General features: G+C 68.1%; 14 protein-coding genes. 9 read left to right on the top strand and 5 right to left on the bottom strand.

The features are described from left to right. Positions 1-13 precede the first annotated feature (13 nt). From ACIHAO_RS31775 to ACIHAO_RS31765, 3 genes are read right to left on the bottom strand one after another with little or no spacing between them, the layout of a single operon-like run. Positions 14-883, bottom strand: a complete 870-nt coding sequence (locus ACIHAO_RS31775; protein ID WP_396564051.1) for an ABC transporter permease — start codon at positions 881-883, stop codon at positions 14-16. Next, positions 880-1875 carry an ABC transporter ATP-binding protein gene (locus ACIHAO_RS31770; protein WP_396564049.1) on the bottom strand — a complete coding sequence of 332 codons (996 nt, stop codon included), beginning with the start codon at positions 1873-1875 and terminating at the stop codon, positions 880-882. Before ACIHAO_RS31770 ends, ACIHAO_RS31775 begins: the two co-directional genes overlap by 4 nt. After that, positions 1872-2963, bottom strand: coding sequence for an outer membrane lipoprotein carrier protein LolA (locus ACIHAO_RS31765; RefSeq protein ID WP_396564048.1), 1092 nt, complete (start codon positions 2961-2963; stop codon positions 1872-1874). The genes ACIHAO_RS31770 and ACIHAO_RS31765 overlap by 4 nt, the downstream gene beginning before the upstream one ends. Before the next feature lie 144 nt (positions 2964-3107). On the opposite strand from ACIHAO_RS31765, the gene ACIHAO_RS31760 reads away from it, so the two are divergent. From ACIHAO_RS31760 to ACIHAO_RS31750, 3 genes are read left to right on the top strand one after another with little or no spacing between them, the layout of a single operon-like run. Beyond that, positions 3108-3836 carry a response regulator transcription factor gene (locus ACIHAO_RS31760; RefSeq protein ID WP_125789390.1) on the top strand — a complete coding sequence of 243 codons (729 nt, stop codon included), beginning with the start codon at positions 3108-3110 and terminating at the stop codon, positions 3834-3836. After that, positions 3833-5161 carry an ATP-binding protein gene (locus ACIHAO_RS31755; protein ID WP_396564045.1) on the top strand — a complete coding sequence of 443 codons (1329 nt, stop codon included), beginning with the start codon at positions 3833-3835 and terminating at the stop codon, positions 5159-5161. The genes ACIHAO_RS31760 and ACIHAO_RS31755 overlap by 4 nt, the downstream gene beginning before the upstream one ends. Positions 5162-5171: 10 nt before the next feature. After that, positions 5172-5561 carry a (deoxy)nucleoside triphosphate pyrophosphohydrolase gene (locus ACIHAO_RS31750; protein ID WP_396564043.1) on the top strand — a complete coding sequence of 130 codons (390 nt, stop codon included), beginning with the start codon at positions 5172-5174 and terminating at the stop codon, positions 5559-5561. 383 nt (positions 5562-5944) lie between these two features. Here the strand turns inward: ACIHAO_RS31750 and trpS are convergent, their stop codons facing one another. After that, positions 5945-6910, bottom strand: a complete 966-nt coding sequence (gene trpS, locus ACIHAO_RS31745) for a tryptophan--tRNA ligase (protein ID WP_396564041.1) — start codon at positions 6908-6910, stop codon at positions 5945-5947. Positions 6911-7235: 325 nt separating this feature from the next. On the opposite strand from trpS, the gene ACIHAO_RS31740 reads away from it, so the two are divergent. Beyond that, on the top strand, positions 7236-7535 hold the full coding sequence (locus tag ACIHAO_RS31740; RefSeq protein WP_396564039.1) for a YciI family protein: 300 nt from the start codon (positions 7236-7238) through the stop codon (positions 7533-7535). Between the two features lie 10 nt (positions 7536-7545). Here ACIHAO_RS31740 and ACIHAO_RS31735 read toward each other — a convergent pair whose 3' ends face one another. Further along, positions 7546-7704 (bottom strand): hypothetical protein, encoded by a 159-nt coding sequence (locus ACIHAO_RS31735; RefSeq protein WP_007028942.1) that lies wholly within the window; start codon positions 7702-7704, stop codon positions 7546-7548. A gap of 233 nt (positions 7705-7937) precedes the next feature. Between ACIHAO_RS31735 and typA the strand changes: the two genes are divergently transcribed. The 5 genes from typA (at position 7938) to ACIHAO_RS31710 (ending at position 16640) form a co-directional block, all read left to right on the top strand. Continuing rightward, positions 7938-9860, top strand: a complete 1923-nt coding sequence (gene typA, locus ACIHAO_RS31730; RefSeq protein WP_396564037.1) for a translational GTPase TypA — start codon at positions 7938-7940, stop codon at positions 9858-9860. A gap of 853 nt (positions 9861-10713) precedes the next feature. Then, positions 10714-12423, top strand: a complete 1710-nt coding sequence (locus ACIHAO_RS31725) for an ABC transporter family substrate-binding protein (RefSeq protein WP_396564130.1) — start codon at positions 10714-10716, stop codon at positions 12421-12423. Positions 12424-12710: 287 nt separating this feature from the next. After that, complete coding sequence (locus ACIHAO_RS31720; RefSeq protein WP_396564034.1) at positions 12711-14516, top strand: ABC transporter family substrate-binding protein; 1806 nt, start codon at positions 12711-12713, stop codon at positions 14514-14516. Positions 14517-14698: 182 nt separating this feature from the next. Beyond that, the gene (locus tag ACIHAO_RS31715; RefSeq protein WP_125792879.1) at positions 14699-15715 is read left to right on the top strand and encodes an ABC transporter permease; all 1017 of its coding nucleotides are present in this window, start codon (positions 14699-14701) and stop codon (positions 15713-15715) included. Further along, entirely contained in the window at positions 15708-16640 is a 933-nt protein-coding gene (locus tag ACIHAO_RS31710; RefSeq protein WP_396564032.1) for an ABC transporter permease, read from the top strand. Before ACIHAO_RS31715 ends, ACIHAO_RS31710 begins: the two co-directional genes overlap by 8 nt. The last annotated feature ends 126 nt before the right edge of the window (positions 16641-16766 follow it).

Below are 16766 nucleotides of genomic sequence, written 5' to 3'. Positions count from 1 at the left end.
TTGCGTGGTGGGGTCAGCCGTCCCGCGTGGTCAGGCGCGCGTAGGCGATCGAGAGCCCGATGGCGATGTAGCAGGCGGCGCGGAGCGCGCCCTCGCCGAGCATCGCGGTGTCCACCGGATCCATCAGCACCGAAGCCGGTGCCTGTGCCCAGTTCTCGTTGAGCAGGAACGGATGCAGCCACGAAACCGCGTCCAGGAACCCGAGGATCGTGAACACGATCGTCCCGGCCAGCACCGAGGCGACGACCAGCATCGGATGTTCGGTGAACGCCGAGATCGCGAGCGCGACCGCGCCGACCGCCCACAGCTGCAGGATCACCCACGCGGCCACGAGCAGGATGCGGCCCAGCGCGTCCCACACGCTCAGTGTCGAGCCAGTGAGGGTGAACATCGAGTCGGCACCGCTGATGATCAGGCCGGTGACGAAACCGGTGAACGTCATGGCCAGTACGGCGATCGCCGAAACCGTCGCGACGCCGAACGCCTTGATCGTGAGCAGCCTGCCCCGGCCGACCGGCGCGATCAGCCAGCCGCGCAGCGTCCCGTGCGCCGCCTCGCCGGCGATCGCGTCCGCCCCGGCCATCGCCGAAGCGAGCGGGAGCAGCAGCCCCAGTGTCATGGTCAGTGCCGCGACCGGCAGGATGAAACCGTTGTTGACCGCGGAGGCCAGCAGTGCGCCGTCCTGTCCGCCGCTTGTTTCCGAAGAGTCGACGAGGGTAAGCGCGAGCCCGATGATCACCGGGATCACCGCGAGCAGCCCCAGCACGGCCAGCGTGCGCGGGCGCCGGAAGATCCAGCGGAGTTCGGCACGGTACAGCCGGAGCAGGCCGACGCTGTCGTGGCCGGTCCGCGCCGCGGGTGCCGCGGCAAGAGCGTGGGTCACGATTCCCCCTCACCGTCTACAGTGGACTCCGGCTGGGTCAGCCTGGCGAACAGGTCCTCGAGCCCGGTGCGCGCCCTCGCCGCCTCGTGCACGGCCACCCCGGCCGTCACCAGGTGCCGCAGCACGTCGGGGGCCTCGGTCGCGGTGAGATCGACACGGACGCCGTCCGGTGTGAGCCGGGCGCCGATCCTGTTCTCGCGCAACGTTTCCACCGCGAGTTCGGCGTCGGGCGTCCGCACCAGCAGCGCCGCGTTCCCCGACTCCAGCAGTTCCGTCAGCTCGCCCTGGGCGATCACGTTCCCCGACTGGAGCACCGCGACGTGCGTGCAGGTCGCTTCGACCTCGGCCAGCAGATGCGACGACACCAGCACGGTGACGCCGTCGGCGTGCAGTTCGCCGATGATCCGGCGGATCTCCCTGGTGCCCGCCGGGTCGAGGCCGTTGGTCGGCTCGTCGAGGATGACCATCCGCCTCGGCACGAGCAGCGCGCCCGCCAGCCCCATCCGCTGCTTCATCCCCAGCGAATACCCCTTGTAGCGCCGGTTCGCGGCGTCGGTCAACCCGACGCGCTCAAGCGCCGCGTCGACCGCGCCGGGGATCCCGGCCGAGGCCAGCCTCGGCTCCGCCGCGGCCACGCGCAGCAGGTTCTCCCGGCCGGAAAGGAAAGGGTGGAAGCCCGGACCTTCGACCAGCGCGCCGACGCCGGGCAGCGCGTGCGCCGCCTCGTCGGGCATCCGCTTGCCGAACAGTTCGACCTCGCCCTCGGTGGGCCGCACGAGACCGAGCAGCATCCGGATGGTCGTCGTCTTGCCCGATCCGTTGGGGCCGAGCATCCCCAGCACGGCGCCTTCGGGAACGTCGAGATCGACGTGGTCCACGGCCACCGTGCGGCCGTAGACCTTGCGCAGGCCCCTGGTGCGGGCCGCCATGGGTACCGCCGGAGCGGACGCCTCCCGAGAGGCGTCCGTCCCGGCTTCGAACGTGGTGGTCACTTCGCGGCCAAGGCCTCGAAGAGGACCTGCTCCGGCACCGCGCCGACGGCGTAGCGGCCGTCGTCGGTCAGCACGCCGCTGCCGACCTTGGTGGTCAGCAGCCAGCCGCTGCCCCAGGCACCGCTGACCGGCTTGGCGAACCGCGAAAGCAGCGCCTTCGGGTCGACCTGACGGCCTTCGTCGTCTTTCGCTTCGCCGGCCTTCGCCAGCGCGTCGGCCGGGATCTTGCCGGTGATCGCGGTGTCCCAGCCGTCGCCGACGACCTTGACCTCGGACTTCGCCTGCTCGGCGAGTTCACGGTTCTTCGGGTCGACCTCGGCGGCCTTCTCGGTCACCTTCGCACCCTTCGGCGGGGTGAACTCGAAGTTCGACGCGGGCTGGTTCGCGAAGTTGATCTCGCTGAACGAAGCCTCGAACGCGGGCGAGGACGTGCCGTTGGCCAGCACCGTCAGGCGCAGCGGCATCCGGGTCTGCTCGTCGATCGCGACGCGGATTTCACGCAGGAGCGTCCGCTCGGTCGGCTTCGGGGTCAGCACCAGTTCGTACGCCGAACGGTTCGCCACGGACGACGTCCCGTCGACGGCGATCGTGCTGCTCTCGCGCACCTTGCCGAGCAGCTCCGAGGCGACCGTCGCCGGGTCGACGGCCTTGCCGTCGACCTTGTTCTGGTGCTCCTTGGCCAGGTCGGCCGGGATGGTGATCTTGGTTGCGGAGTTGTCCTTGGAGTTGTACTCCCAGACGGCCTCACCGTTCTTGACGATGGTCTGCTGGCTGGAGCCCTCGGTGAGCGACACCTTGCTCTTGCCCGCGCCGTCCGTCGACACCTGCGCCGAGTCGATGCTGAGCGCCGACGCGCCGGGCAGCGTGCTGCCGACCTGCGGCAGGCCCAGGTCGTTGTTGACCTTGACCTTGCCGTCGAACGCCAACGGCTTCGCGTTGAGCGTCGACTGCACGAGCTCTTCGGCACTGATCTGCGGCAAGACGGGCGCGTCGCCCGCGGTGGCCGGCATCGCGACGACGGCGAGCCCGCCGACACCGAGCGCCGTGCCCACCACCGCCGCGGTGATGGCCTTCCTCTTCGGATCCATGCTGTCTCTCCCTGTTTCCCCGAACCCCAGTGTGCTCGGGTCTTGGCGACAACGCTTCCCCGGAAACGCTGAGATACCACTCAGACTCCGCCGCCGGAGCTGAGATGGCGCTGAGAGCTCGCGCGTGAGCTGGTGAAAGCGTGAATGATGAGGGACGTGAAACCTCGAGTATTGGTGGTCGACGACGAGCCCGGCGTGCGCAAGGCGTTGCAGCGGGGACTGCGCGCCGAGGACATGGACGTGGTCACGGCGGCCGACGGGCCCAGCGGCCTGCGCCTGGCGCAGACGGGCTCCTTCGACGTCGTCCTGCTCGACATCATGCTCCCCGGTCTTTCCGGCTACCGCGTGCTCGAACGGCTGCGGGCGCTCGGCGTCACCACCCCGGTGCTGATGATTTCCGCGAAGGACGGCGAGGTCGACCAGGCGGACGGCCTCGACCTCGGCGCCGACGGTTACCTCGTGAAGCCGTTCTCGTTCGTCGTCCTGGTCGCGCAGGTGCGCGCGGTGCTGCGGCGGGCGACGCCGGACGCGATCCGCGGGCCGCTGCGGATCGGCGCCCTCGAAGTCGACCGGAGCCTGCGGCAGGTCCGCTACGACGGCATCGAAGTGGCGTTCAGCCCGCGCGAGTTCGCGCTGCTGGAGGTGCTGGCGGGCCGGGCGGGCACGGTGGTCACGAAGGACGAGCTGCTGCGTGCCGTCTGGGGTGACGAACAGGCTGCGACCCGCAACGTCGTCGAGGTCTACGTCGGTTACGTGCGCCGCAAACTCGACGCGGTCGGCGCGGGCGCGCTGGTCCGGACCGTACGCGGGCACGGCTATCTGGCTTCGGACGCGCAGCTCGACGAAGTGATCGCCCCGGCGGGACAGGGGTGATCGGCTCGCCGTCTTGGTGGCGCCGCCGTTCGCTCCAGGTCCGGATCACCCTGCTCGCCGCCGCCGTCACGCTCGGTTTCCTGCTCGGGCTGGCGGCGGTCGCCGGCGACCGCCTCCAGCCGCTGCTCATCGGGTCTGTCGACGACGAACTGAGCGCTCAGCTGAACACCGCGAAGGCCGACGTCGCCGCGGGACGGACGCCGTCGGGATCGGCGGTCACCGTCCGGGTCCTCGACACCGGGGGCGGCCCGGTGGACGGCCTGCCGCCCGCGAACCTCGGCCCTTCGGAGGTTCGCGCGCTGAAAGCGGGTGAACCGGTCACGACCGGCGGCGAACACAGCTGGCGCTGGGCGGGCACCGTGGTCACCGCGCCCGACGGACAGCAACGGCTCGTCGTCGCGGGCGCGGGTCTGGTCGGCTTCGCGACCGCGGTGCACTCCGGCGGGCTGTGGCTGTTCGTGGTCGCGTCCGTCGGCGCGGTGGGCGCCGGGATCGCGACCTGGCTGCTGGTGCGGTTCGCGCTGCGGCCGGTGGCCAGGATGCGCGGCTCGGTGCGGGCACTCCCGCCGGGCGCGCGGCTGCCGCTCCCGGATTCGCACGACGAACTCCGCGCGCTCGCCGAGGAGTTCAACGCCCTGCTGGCCAGGCAGGAGGAGGGCGCCGAACGGCTGCGGCGGTTCACCGGTGACGCCGCGCACGAGCTCCGTTCGCCGGTCGCGTCGATCCGCGTGCAGGCCGAGGTCGCCGTCACGAATCCCGATCCCGAACTCGCCCAGGAGACGCTGTCCGACGTCCTCGAAGAGGCCGAACGGCTTTCCGCGCTGCTCGACGGGCTGCTGGCGCTGGCGAGGTCGGACGCGGGGGAGGTCCCGCCCGCGGAACCGGTCGAGCTGGTGAGCGAGGTGCGCGCGGCGGTCGCGCGGATGCCGGCCGACGCGCCCGAAATCCGGGTGAGCGGCACGGTCGGGAGCGCCTGGGCGCTGGCGACGCACGCCGAGGTCGAACTGGTGCTGAGCAACCTGCTGCGCAATGCCTGCCGCTACGCGCGCGGGCAGATCGTGGTGTCGGTGCTCGCGGCGCGGTCCACCGTGCGGGTGGTGGTCGACGACGACGGGCCGGGTATCGAGCCGGAACATCGGGAGCGGGTCTTCGACCGGTTCTACCGCGTCTCCGATTCGCGGGCGCGGTCCTCCGGCGGTACCGGGCTCGGGCTGGCGATGGTCGCGGAGGCCGTCCGGCGGCGTGGGGGCCGGGTGCGTGTCGGCGAATCACCCGACGGCGGGGCGCGGTTCCAGATCGTCTGGCAGGCGGCACGGCCTCATTAGGGTGTGCCGTGTGGTGATCGTGGGTGCCGCCATCGTGCGGAACGGACAGGTGCTGGCGCAGCAGCGGGCTTGGCCCGCCGACCACGCCGGGCAATGGGAGTTGCCGGGCGGACGGGTCGAGGACGGCGAAAGCGACGAAGCCGCGCTGGCGCGGGAATGCCTGGAGGAGCTCGACGTCGCCGTGACGGTCGCGGGCCGGGTCGGCGACGACGTTCCGCTGCCGAACGGGAAGCTGCTGCGGATCTACGCCGCTTCGCTGGTCAGCGCGGGGGACGAGCCGCGGGCGGTGGAGCACAAGGACGTCCGGTGGGTGTCCTCAGCGGAGCTTTCCGGTCTCGACTGGCTGCCCGCGGACCGCGTCCTGCTGCCCGCGCTACACGACTTGCTCTCAAGCGCGTGAAGGCCCCCTTCCTGGAGAAGTCCGGCGGCCCGGACGTGTGACCACCTTGACGCCGCCGGCCAAGGCTGTCCGTGTGTCGTGGCGCGGGGCCGGTGTCGCTTCTGCGTACGTGTTCTCCTGGTAGTGAGGGCCTCCTTGCCTACTCTGACGGTAGTGAAGGAGGCTTTCGCTACTTTCAGATGTGGTCCCTGGTGACCGTGGGACGGCTGTGACCTCGGCGGCCGGTCGTGAAGTACATGAAGGACTCCTTCCTTGCGTCTAGCGCAAGGAAGGAGGCCTTCATGTACTTCGGCAAGGCGTGACTCGCGTGCCTGGATGCCGCACACGGGTCCGCCGTCTCGCCCGAGACACGACACGTTCGCCTTACCCCTCGACACGGACCTTCAGCCGGCGCCGATGAGCCGCAGCGCGGACTGCAACCGGTGCTCACCCCGCTCCGCGGCCCGGACGGCGCCCGCCTTGCGCACCCGCTCCAGCTCGCCGGGATCGGCCAGCAGCGCCAGCGCGCGTTCCCGGACCGGCCGCAGCTCCTCGATGAGCGCCTCGGCGACGGCCTCCTTGACCTGGCCGTAGGAGTCGAACCGGTCCGCGAGGACCTCGGGTTTCTCCTTGACGCACGCCGCGAGGATGTCCAGCAGGTTCGCCATCCCCGGCCGGGCTTCCGGCGCGTAGGCCGGCTTCGACCCGCCATCGGTCTTCGCGCGTTTGACCTTCCGCCTGACGTGGTCGGCCTCGTCGAGCACGAAGATCACCCCGGCCTCCTCCCGCGTCGACTTCGACATCTTCCGCGTCGGCTCGGCGAGGTCCATGACCCGCGCCCCGGCGGGCGGCAGCACCGCCTTCGGCATGGTGAACACATCGCCGTAGGTGGAGTTGAACCGTTTCGCGAGCGTTCGCGCCAGCTCGACGTGCTGCCGCTGGTCTTCGCCGACAGGGACCTCGTCCGCGCCCTGCAGCAGGATGTCCGCCGCCATCAGCACCGGATAGGTCAGCAGGGACAGCCGGACCCCGGCCTGTCCCTTCGACTTCTCCTTGAACTGGATCATCCTGGCTGCCTCGCCGTAGTTGCAGGTGCACTCGAGGACCCAGTTGAGGGCGCCCAGCTCGCGGGCTATGTCGGACTGCACGAACACGCGGTCCGGCTCGATCCCTGCCGCGATCAGCACGGCCAGCTGCTCGGAGGCCATCGACCGCAGTTTCGCCGGATTGTGCGAGTTCGTCATCGCGTGCAGGTCGGAGACGAAGTACAGGTCGTCCGGCCCGCCCTCGTCCGCCCAGCGCCGAATGGCCCCCAGGTGGTTCCCGACGTGGACGTGGCCGGACGGGGTGATCCCGGACAACCTGATCATCTGCCTTCTCCCTCTCGGATTCGGGCCGCCCCAGGGTCCGGGCACGAAAAAGGCCGCCCGGTGGGGCGGCCTGGTGGTGCGCTCGTCTGGTTCAGCGCAGGACTTCGGGGCCGCCGGAGGGCGGCCACCACTGGGCGTTCTGCGTGCGCATGCCGACGATCCTACCCACCCGGCGCAAGCAGCCCTCGAACCATCGCGTCGAGAGGACTACATACGGAGTGAAAAGAAGGGAAGAGTCACTCATTACGGGCAGGTAGCGTCAACACTTCATATCGGCCGGCGCAGTACGCCTGTCACATTGGAGATCCGGGTCTACCGTCTTCACATGTTCGTCGTGCTGCTGACCTACACCGCCCCTATAGAAGAAATCGACTACGTGCTCCCGGATCACGCCGAATGGCTGACCAAACAGTACGAGCACGGCAATTTCCTCGCCTCCGGCAGGCGCAACCCGCGCATCGGCGGCGTCATCATCACCAGGCCCATGGCCAGGGGAAAGCTGGACGCGATCCTCGCGACCGACCCCTTCTCGATCAAGCACATGGCCGCCTACGAGGTGATCGAGTTCTCGCCGACCCGCACCGCTCCGGAACTGCGGGCGGTCAACGAGGCGGTGGTGCACTGAGGGAGATCCGCTAAGCCGCTTTCGCGATCTTCGTCTTCGCCTTTTTCAGGGCGAGAACGGGGCATTTGCCGCACCGCGACTTCGACCGGCAGCATTTCTTCTTGACCTTGCCGGACTTCATCCACTTGCGCACGAGTTTGTGCGGATCGTCGGGTAGTTTCTTGCCCACTCGCACTCCTCGTCGGACGGCGTCGGCGACACGCCCACGTTAGGTGAGGCTAACCGATCTTGGGGCGTGGGGGTGCTCACAGTTCGGCTACAGGTACCCTGGTGTGGTCCGCGTATGGCCAAAGCCGGCCGACGTTACCCGATCGCGTCAATGAGCAACTCGATCGAGCCACTCGTGAGCACTCGGGGCGGCGCGGGCACCACACCCGAACTTGAAACCTTTGGAGCCTTCGCGTGCCCGCAGCCAGCGCCACCGCAGTCGATGCCGGCCGCTCGTCCGGCAAGACCCGGCCCGACCTGCGCAACGTCGCCATCGTCGCACACGTCGACCACGGCAAGACGACCCTCGTCGACGCGATGCTCCGGCAGTCCGGGGCCTTCGAGGAACGCGCCGAACTCGTCGACCGCGTGATGGACTCCGGGGAGCTCGAACGCGAAAAGGGCATCACGATCCTCGCGAAGAACACCTCCATCCACCGCGAGACCGAGAACGGCCCGGTGACGATCAACGTCATCGACACCCCCGGCCACGCGGACTTCGGTGGCGAGGTGGAGCGCGGGCTGGCCATGGTCGACGGCGTCGTCCTGCTGGTGGACGCCAGCGAGGGGCCGCTGCCGCAGACCAGGTTCGTGCTGCGCAAGACCCTCGAGGCCGGTCTGCCGGTGATCCTCGTGGTCAACAAGACCGACCGCCCCGACGCCCGGATCTCCGAGGTCGTCGAGGAGACCCACGACCTCCTGCTCGACCTGGCCGGTGACATCGAGGACGCCGACCTCGACGCGATCCTCGACCTCCCGGTCGTCTTCGCCTCCGCCCGTGCGGGCAAGGCGAGCCTCGAGCAGCCCGCCGACGGCGCGGTGCCCGGGAGCGAGAACCTCGACCCGCTGTTCGAGACCCTGCTGCGCCACGTGCCGCCGCCCTTCGCCGACCGTGAAGGCCCGCTGCGCGCACTGGTCACCAACCTCGACGCGTCGAACTTCCTCGGCCGGATCGCGCTGATCCGCATCCACTCCGGCAACCTGCGCAAGGGCCAGACCGTGGCCTGGATGCGCGAGGACGGCACCATCCAGAACGTCCGCATCTCCGAACTGCTGGTCACCGAGGCGCTCACCCGCGTCCCGGCGACCGAGGCCAGCGCGGGCGAACTGGTCGCCATCGCCGGCATCCCCGAGATCACCATCGGCGACACCCTCGCCGACGTCGAGAACCCCGAGGCGCTGCCCCGGATCGCCGTCGACGAGCCCGCCATCTCGATGACCATCGGTGTCAACACCTCGCCGCTGGCCGGCCGCAGTGGCGGCGACAAGGTCACCGCGCGCCTGGTCAAGGCCCGGCTGGACCAGGAGCTGATCGGTAACGTCAGCATCAAGGTGCTGCCGACCGAGCGTCCCGACACCTGGGAGGTCCAGGGCCGTGGCGAGCTGGCGCTGGCGATCCTCGTCGAGCAGATGCGCCGCGAGGGCTTCGAGCTGACCGTCGGCAAGCCGCAGGTGGTCACCAAGATGATCGACGGCAAGCTGCACGAGCCGTTCGAGCGTCTGTCGATCGACGCCCCGGAGGAGCACCTCGGCGGCATCACGCAGCTGCTGGCCGCCCGCAAGGGCCGCATGGAGCACATGGGCGGGCACGGCTCCGGCCGGATCAAGCTCGACTACGTCCTCCCGGCGCGCGGCCTGATCGGCTTCCGCACCGACTTCCTCACCGAGACCCGCGGCACCGGTATCGCGAACCACGTGTTCGAGGGGTACTTCCCGTGGGCGGGCGAGATCCGCACCCGTCACTCCGGTTCGCTGGTCGCCGACCGCTCGGGCCCCATCACCGCGTACGCGATGATCCAGCTCGCCGACCGCGGCACCTTCTTCGTCGAGCCGGGCGCCGAGGTGTACGAGGGCATGGTCGTCGGCGAGAACCCGCGCGCCGAGGACCTCGACATCAACATCACCAAGGAGAAGAAGCTGACCAACATGCGTCAGTCCTCCGCCGACGTGATGGAGACGCTGGCCCGCCCGCGCAAGATGGGCCTGGAAGAGGCGCTGGAGTTCTGCTCCGTCGACGAGTGCGTCGAGGTCGCCCCCGACGTCGTCCGGATCCGCAAGGTCACGCTGGACGTCAACCAGCGCGCCAAGGAGCGCAACCGCAACAAGAACCGCGGCTGACCAGGGGCCCGGACCGGGCCCGTCGCGTGTCGTCCGGCTGGACACGCGTGTCGTCCACTGAGGCACCTGTGTCGTCCGTCGGATCACCCGTGCTGCCCGACGGTAGGGGCCCAAGGCACGCTTGGCTCTAGCCGGAGTCCTCACTCACGACTCGTATCCGGCCGGGGCGAAGGCTCCTTTTGTCGCATAGGACGCGGTGAAGGGAGCCTTTAGCCCATCCACGTCCTTTGTGGACGGCCGCTGCCGGGTTCTGCCGCCTTGGGCTCCACTTCCGCGCCGGAGGGCGTCTGCTCACTCACCGTGAGTAGACGCCCTCCGGCTCTTTCGGCTTCGAACGCGGTCACGCACCGTATTCGGTCGGGCGATCCCGGTTAAAGAAAGGTCCTTTCCCGACAATTTCTCCGGAAAGCGGAGCTCCTTTTCGGACGGTGTTCACATCACCGGAACGGGCCCGGTGCGCCGGGGCCCGTGAACCCGGCCGGGAACGCGGATCCGGACCGGCGCGAAACAAAAGAACCCGAATGCGTCCGGATTGGACTCGAGTTCGCGATCGTTTCGGTCATCAATCGTGCGGTGGCGAACATTCCGGCGAGGCGTTCCGGAATGTTCCGGGTTTGCGGAACCCATTACCGGAGGAACTCGATCGGGCTCGCGCGAAATGCTTCGGCCCGGACAGGAACCTTCGGGGCCTCCCGGACGTCCACCGGAGGAGGCGGCGGCCGGTCGGGCGACGACCGGGCCGATATGGGAATCTCGCTGCCGAGGCCATGCCCGGCGTGATAGCTCTATGGCGACGGGGCGAGGGACAAACCAGGAGGATCAAGGCGTGCGGGTAGTGAACACAGCGGCACCCATGCTGGCGTGCGCGGCCGTGCTCCTCGCCGCCTGCAGCAACACCCCACCGCCGCCGGTGGTCAGCTCCTCGGCCTCCCCGGTGAGCACGTCGACCACGAAGGCGCCTTCGCAGGTCGTCGTGGGTGTGGACGACGTCCTCGGCGGCTACAACCCGCACAACCTCGCCGACGCGTCCCAGGTGACGTCGGCGCTCTCGCAGCTGCTGCTCCCGTCGGTGTTCCGCCCCAAGGACGACGGCAGTTTCGAGCTGGACAAGAACCTCATGAAGTCCGCCGAGGTCGTGTCACAGCAGCCGTTCACGGTCGCGTACACGATCCGCCCGGACGCCTCCTGGTCCGACAGCGCGCCGATCGCCGCCGAGGACTTCGCGTACCTCCGCGAGGCCATGCGCGACCAGCCGGGCGTCATCGGCGCCGCGGGCTACCGGCTGATCTCGGACATCCAGTCACGTGAAGGCGGCAAGCGGGTCGAGGTCACCTTCGCCAAGCCGTACCCGGGCTGGCAGACACTCTTCAACAACCTCCTGCCCGCCCATCTGCTCAAGGACGCCCCGAACGGGTGGCAGGGCGCGCTGGCGACGACCTTCCCGGCCGTCGCCGGGCCGTACTCGATCAAGGGCCTCGATACGGCCCGCGGAGAGGTCACCCTGGAGCGCAACGAGCGCTATTGGGAGAAACCCTCCGCCCTCGACCGGATCGTGCTCCGTGCGGCCGATCAGGACGGCACACTGGCCGCCCTGCGCAGCGGCAACGACCAGTTCGCGATGACCAGGACCGACGGCACCGGCCTCAAACGGCTCGGCGAACTCGGCTCCGCCGTCCAGCTGCACACGGTCGCCCGCCCCACGGTCGCGCAGATCCTCCTGCGGCCGGTGAGTTCGACGCTGTCGGATCCGAAGGTGCGCGAAGGTGTCACCGCGCTGATCGACCGCGGCAAGCTGATCACCGAGGCGACCGACGGCGGCCCGTCGGACAAGCTCCGCGCCGACGCCCAGGTCCGCGTCCCCTCGGCCCCCGGCTTCCAGCCGACGATCCCGGCACCGGGACCGCCGTCGGCGGCCGATCCGGCCAAGGGCGAGGAACTGCTCAAATCCGCCGGATACACCAAGGAAGCCGGAACCTGGCGCAAGAACGGGAAGAACCTTTCGCTGGTCGTGGCCTCGCCCGCCAAACAGGAGCCGTACGCGACGATCGCCAAGGAGCTGACGGCGCAACTGGTGGCCGCGGGGATCGAGGTCAACGCGATCGCGCCGCAGCCGAGGGAGCTGTTCTCGACGCTGCTGGCCATGCCCGTGCTCAACGGGATCCAGCAGACGACCCCGGAGGGTGCGGGCAACGTCGGCATCGACATCGCGGTGATCGGCCAGGTCAAGGGCGGTGCGGACGTCGCTTCGGCGCTGGCGTCCACCTTCGGCTGCCGTCCCGATCAGCTCACCGACAAGACCAAGGCCGTCGTCCCCGGCAACCCGCTGGGCTTCTGCGACCCGGCCCTGCAGCCGTCGATCGACGCCGCGCTGACCGGCGCCACCCCGGTCGCCGACGCGCTTTCGGCCCTCGAACCGGAATTGTGGCGTCGGAATGTTGCCATTCCGTTGTTCCAGCTGGCCGATACCCTCGCCATCGGCTCCGGTATTTCCGGGGTAACCGCAGGTCCTCCTATGGTGGGCCCTTTCGGGTCCGCGGTGAACTGGACGCGCGGTCCGAAGTAGCCGTTTCGAGTCCGAGTCCGACCCTGGAGGGTGACCTTTCCCGGCACGTTCGAGTGGCGGACTGATTCCTCAAGGTAACCACTGTATTTCCCGAAGTCAGCCGCAAGTTACCCTTTGGTCACGATCCCCCCGTAACTGGTGACTGTTCGTGCATTTCCTTTCTAGCGTGCACCCGCAGTGCGCCAAATGAGTGTTGCTTGGCGTGTCATAGGCTCCGGGCCATCTCACCGGAGCGGTGTGGGGTCCTGTTCCGATCTCAGGAACCCAGTGCTAGGAGGGCACACTTCATGAGGAAGTCCAAGGCAGTCTCCGCCTGGTCGCTGGTCGCGGCCTCCGCGCTTGTGCTGAGCGCATGCAGCGGTGGCGAAGGTGGCAGTTCCGACCAGAACGGGTCGTCGACCGACATCAAGAGCATGGCGGTCGGCAAGGCGCAGAACGGCGAAAACTTCAAGCTCGCGGACACCCCGGGGTACGAAGGCACCGTCACGGTGGGCATCGACGACGGGTACTCGGGCTACAACAACGACACGCCTGACACCAACACGTCGTACAACACCTACATCCTGACCGCCGTGCTCGCCGGCGCCGATGTGCTCGACGGCAACAACAAGGTGCTGCTGAACAACGACGTGTTCGACTCCTGGGAGGTCACCTCCAAGGAGCCGCAGACCGTCGTCTACAAGATCAAGCCGAACGTGAAGTGGTCGGACAACGAGGCGTTCGACTGCGACGACATGTACCTGTCGTGGCTGGCGCACTCCGGTGCCGCCAAGACCTCGGACGGCAAGCAGGCCTTCCTCGCCGCTTCGACGACCGGCTACCAGCTGATCAACTCGGCGGTCTGCAAGGACGACCTGACCTTCGAGACCAAGTACACCGAGCCGTACCTGGACTACAAGGGCCTGTTCAACTCGACCGCGATCATGCCCGCGCACATCGTCGAGAAGAACTCGGGCGTCGCCGACATCACCAAGCTGACGCCGACCAGCGACGCGGCCCAGCTGGCGAAGGCCGGTGACTTCTGGACCAACGGCTTCAAGGGCTTCAAGGCCGAGAACATGCCGGCTTCGGGTCCGTACAAGATCACCGCGTTCGACGCCAACCAGAAGGCCGTCACGCTCGAGAAGAACCCGAACTGGATCGGTGGCAAGGGTGGCCCCTCCAAGATCGTCGTGAAGGCGATGGAGGACACCAAGGCCATGGCGACCGCGCTGCAGAACGGTGAGATCGACATCGCCGCTTCGACCCAGCCCGACGCCACCGCCGCCGGCACCCTGAAGGGTCTTTCCGCACAGGGCGTCACCTACGGTTCGGCCTCGCAGCTGACCTTCGAGCACATCGACCTCAACTACAAGCGCATGTTCAAGGACAAGAACCTGCGCAAGGCGTTCTTCGAGGTCGTCAACCGCCAGGAGATCACCGACAAGCTCCTCAAGGAGGTCCAGGCCGACGCGACCCCGCTGAACAGCATCGTGTTCATGCCGGGCGAGCAGGGTTTCAAGGACCTGTACGGCAGCAAGGCCGGTCTGGGCGCCGAGGCCGCGGCCAAGACGCTGTCCGACGCCGGCTGGGTCAAGGGTGGCGACGGCATCTTCGCCAAGGACGGCCAGCGCGCGTCGTTCAAGATCTCGCACAACCAGAACGCCCGCCGTCAGCAGACCGTCGAGATCATCATCTCGCAGGCCAAGGCCGCCGGTATCGAGATCACGGACGACCAGGACGCGAACTTCCTGAAGGGTGGCCGTCTCGCGGCCAGCGACTACGACGCCGCGCTCTTCGGCTGGTCCGCCGCTCCGTTCAAGGCCGAGCAGAAGTCGATCTACATCACCCGTGTCGACGACAGCAGCCAGAACTACCAGGGTCTGTCGAACCCGACGATCGACTCCGCCTTCGAGGCGGCCGTGAAGGCCACCGACGAGAAGGTGCAGCTGGAGAGCTACCAGAAGGCCGACCAGGCGATCGCGGACGAGTACGCGACGCTGCCGCTGTTCCAGACCCCGTCCATGTGGGCGTTCAAGGGCATCGACCGCACTTACATGCAGTCGTACAACGGTGTCCTGTGGAACGTCGGTGAGTGGGAGCAGAAGAAGTAGGGCTTACGCCCCGCTTTTTCACCACTCGCTTACGCGATCCTGGTGGTACGGGGGCCCGGCCACAAGCCGGGCCCCCGTACCCGCCGGAAGTAGCTGTTGACCGTAGGGTTACCGCCACTACGGTGGACAACCGGGCAGCGGTCCAGCACTTCGGCGACCAGGCCCGGATGAGGAGCAGTTCGTTGAACCTGGTGATCTACATTCTTCGCCGTCTGGCGATATCGATTCCCGTCCTGTTGGTCGGGACTTTCCTGTGTTTCATCATGGTCGCCGGCACCGGCGACCCGCTCGCCGAGATGAAGAGCAACCCGGCCATGAGCAAGGAAGCCATCGCGCAGATGGCCTCGCAGCTCGGCCTGGACCAGAGCATCGTGCCCCGGTACTTCACTTGGCTCGGCAACTTCGTCACCGGCGAATGGGGCGTTTCCATCGCCCAGGGGAACGCGCAGGCCCCGGTGTTCCCGAAGGTCATGGCCGCGTTCGAGGTCACCCTGAAGCTCGTCGTCGGAGCCGAGATCCTCGCGCTCGTCCTCGGCGTCCTCGTCGGTGTGGTCGCGGCGGTCAAGCAGTACTCGATCCTCGACTACATCGCCACCACGCTGGCCTTCCTGCTGTTCTCGATGCCGATCTTCTGTGTCGCCATCGTGCTGAAGGGCTACGCGATCCAGTTCAACGGCTGGGTCCGGGATCTGGGACTGTCCGATGTGCTCGGTAACCCGTGGATCCGCACCACGAGCCCGGAATCGCTGAATTTCGACGGTCCAGGCGGTTTCCTGGCCAGTTACGTCGGCGCGTATCTGCTGCCGACACTGTCCATCATGGCGATCAGCTTCGCCGCGTACAGCCGGTTCCAGCGCGCTTCGATGCTGGAGACGCTGAACGCGGACTACGTGCGGACGGCACGCGCGAAGGGGCTCGCCAACGGCCGGGTCATCTTCCGCCACGCCTTCCGGAACGCGCTCATCCCGGTGACCACCCTGTTCTCCGTCAACTTCGGTGCCGTGCTTTCGGGCGCGATCATCACCGAGACGGTGTTCAACTGGAATGGCATGGGCAAGCTGCTCGTCGAAGCCGTGACCAAGAGCGATACCCAGGTGATGATGGGGTGGCTGGTGCTCATCGCCAGCAGCATCATCGTCGCCAACCTGATCGCCGACCTGATGTACGGCATCCTGGACCCGAGGATTCGCGTTGGCTGACTTGAACTCCCTTATCGCGGCGGAAGACTCCAAGTCCGCCGATGGCAAGCTTCCGGACGAGGCACTGCCCGAGCCCCGGAGCCAGGGCAAGCTGGTCCTGCGCAAGTTCCTCCGGCACAAGCTGGCGATGGTCTGCACGGGCATCCTGCTGCTGCTCGTGCTGACCGTCATCATCATGCCGATCTTCTGGCCGTACAGCTACGAGGACAGCTCCTTCCCGTCCTTCGCCAAGCCCAGCGGGGACTATCCGCTCGGCACGACGCAGGTCGGCAAGGAAATGGTGTCGCAGATCCTGCGCGGCACCCAGTACTCGCTGCTGATCGCGCTCATCGTGTCGATCGTCGCCACCACCATCGGCACCGTCTTCGGCGCCATGGCCGGCTACCTGCGCGGCTTCACCGACTCGGCCATCTCGCGCGTGACGGACCTGTTCCTGATCGTCCCGCAGATCGCCGCGGCCGCCATCCTGGCGAAGGTGTTCGGCGGCGGTAGCTGGTACATCGTCGCGATGGTGCTGGCGGCCTTCGGCTGGATGCCGATCGCCCGTATCGCCAGGGCCGAGTCGATGTCGCTGTCCCAGCGCGAGTTCGTGGACGCCGCCCGCGCGTCCGGCGCCGGGACGTTCCACATCGTGTTCAAGCACCTGGTGCCGAACATGGTCGGCCTCATCACGGTCAACGCGACCCTCGCGATCGCGCAGGCCGTGCTGATCGAGGCGGCGCTGTCCTTCATCGGGCTCGGGGTGCAGCTGCCGGACACCTCGCTCGGCCGCGTCATCCTCGAGAACTACTCGCAGCTGCAGAACCGGCCGGCGTTGTTCTTCGGCCCGTTCGTCGTGCTGGTGCTGATCTCGCTGACGATCAACTTCATCGGTGACGGCCTGCGGGACGCTTTCGACCCGCGCCAGCGCCGCATGAAGGCTTGATTTTCTCCGCGCGCTGACGCAAACGCGCCGAAGGGGCGCCGACCCGCTTCAACCTCAGGTTGGGCGGGGAGGCGCCCCTTCATCGCGTCTCCGTGGGCCTCCGGCCCGAAAGAGGGCGCGCGGGGT

Source organism: Amycolatopsis sp. NPDC052450 (genome assembly GCF_044547565.1).
Taxonomy (GTDB): domain Bacteria; phylum Actinomycetota; class Actinomycetes; order Mycobacteriales; family Pseudonocardiaceae; genus Amycolatopsis.
The sequence above is the reverse complement of the archived record's forward strand: the minus strand, read 5'-3'. Positions and strand labels throughout refer to the sequence as shown.